The organism is Streptomyces klenkii (assembly GCF_003626645.1).
Lineage (GTDB): Bacteria > Actinomycetota > Actinomycetes > Streptomycetales > Streptomycetaceae > Streptomyces > Streptomyces klenkii.
In genome coordinates this window covers 1-1,521 of the sequence record NZ_RBAM01000069.1, presented here as the reverse complement: position 1 = coordinate 1,521, position 1,521 = coordinate 1, and the positions used below count along the sequence as shown (strand labels likewise).

The 1,521-nt window shown below is 71.3% G+C and carries 1 protein-coding gene and 1 pseudogene; both read right to left on the bottom strand.

Annotated features, from left to right (window positions below; genetic code table 11):
• Positions 1-906 (bottom strand): annotated as a pseudogene (locus tag D7231_RS34630) (tyrosine-type recombinase/integrase); the annotation flags it as partial.
• The coding region (locus D7231_RS34625; RefSeq protein WP_147449879.1) for a tyrosine-type recombinase/integrase at positions 903-1,521 on the bottom strand (619 nt) is incomplete at its 5' end. The gene D7231_RS34625 and the pseudogene D7231_RS34630, both read right to left, overlap by 4 nt.

Sequence of the window (1,521 nt, the reverse complement as noted above, 5' to 3'; positions counted from 1 at the left end):
AGGCCGTGGTCGCGGCGCGGCGGGCGGGGCTGCCCACGGGTCATCCGCGATCAGCAGCCTCCGCAGCTCGAACCGGGTGTCGCGGATGAAGGCGTGGGACAGCGTCCGGTAGCCCTTGCGCGCGACGTGGCAGAACTCCAGCCACTGCGTCTCGTCCCAGTCCATCAGGCTGCGCACGCCCGATTCACGGATCCAGCTCAGCGCGCGGGTCACCGTGCGCGGGGCCGTGTGCCGGTCCCCGATGTCGGCTCGGCGCTGCAACCCGAACTGCACCTCCAGGCGGACCTGACGCCCCAGGTCGTGAAACCGGATGTAGGGGTCACGCCGAAGCTCAAGGCGCTCGAACCACTCGATCAACTCGTCGTCCGGCAGCACGGGGTGGCCGTTGTTGCGCCAGCGGATGTAGTGCCGCTGGCACAACGCGGTCTCCGGCCCGTTGGTCCACCACGGGCAGTCCGGCAGCACACAGTCCCGCTCGCCGTGCGGCGGTGCCTCGTAGCGGGCCGTGGCCAGCCACGCGTCGAGATCCGGCGCCCCAGCGGCCTTCCAGGCGTCGGTGTGCCGGGTGCAGATCCGCGGCGAGCACCCGTTCATCGAGCGGCGGCAGCCCGCCACCGCGCAGCCCCGGATGACGCTGCGATGCCGGTGGAGGGCGTCCTCGCCCGGCACCCACGCCTCCAGCTCAGGACGGCCAGCCTGCACCCAGCGCTGGTAGTGCGCGGTGCACAGCCGCTTGACCGAGTAGCTCAGCATCCGCTCGCACGAGGGGATGCGGCATTCGCCCTGGAAGAACACCCGGCTGTCGCGCGGCGGATAGAACTCCTCGCCCCGGAACTCCGGCCGCACGACCTCCATCAGCCGCTCCAGCAGACCGGCCTTCGGCTGGGTGCGCTGCGGCGTGCTCACGCCTTCACGCTCCCGTCCCTCAGCAGCCCCGCCGAGACAAGGACCTCCCGATGATCCTCCACCGTCAGATGCGCATAGATCTGTTCCGTGACCTGCGACGACGCATGCCCCAGCAGCTCAGCCACGACCTCGATGGGCACCTTGGCCCGCAGCAGCCCGGTCGCCCAGCTGTGCCGCAGCACATGCGGCGTGAAGTGCCCGATCCCCGTCCGCTTCCGCAGCCGGGCCGCCAGGTCCTCGACCGCACTGCGGCTCATCGGCGCCCCCACCGGGGGCCGGAACAGGTTCACGAACACGTAGTCGCAATCCAGCGTCCCGTACTCGCTCTCCATGTAGTCGGCGTAGGCGTCGAAGACCTCGACCCCGGCCGGGACGGTGCGGGCCTTCAGCCCCTTCACCCGGGCGGCATTGACGTTGCTCTCCCGGGGGACCACACGCACCTCACCGGCCCGCAGCCGCAGGTCCTCGTGCCGCAGCCCGAGCGCCTCCCCGAGCCGCAGCCCTGTCTCGGACAGCAGCACGATCAGGAACCGGTCCCGCAGGCTGGAGCAGGCGTCGACCAGGCGCCGGATCTCGCTGGCGGACACCGTGGCCGGCGCCTTGGGCGTCGTGGCG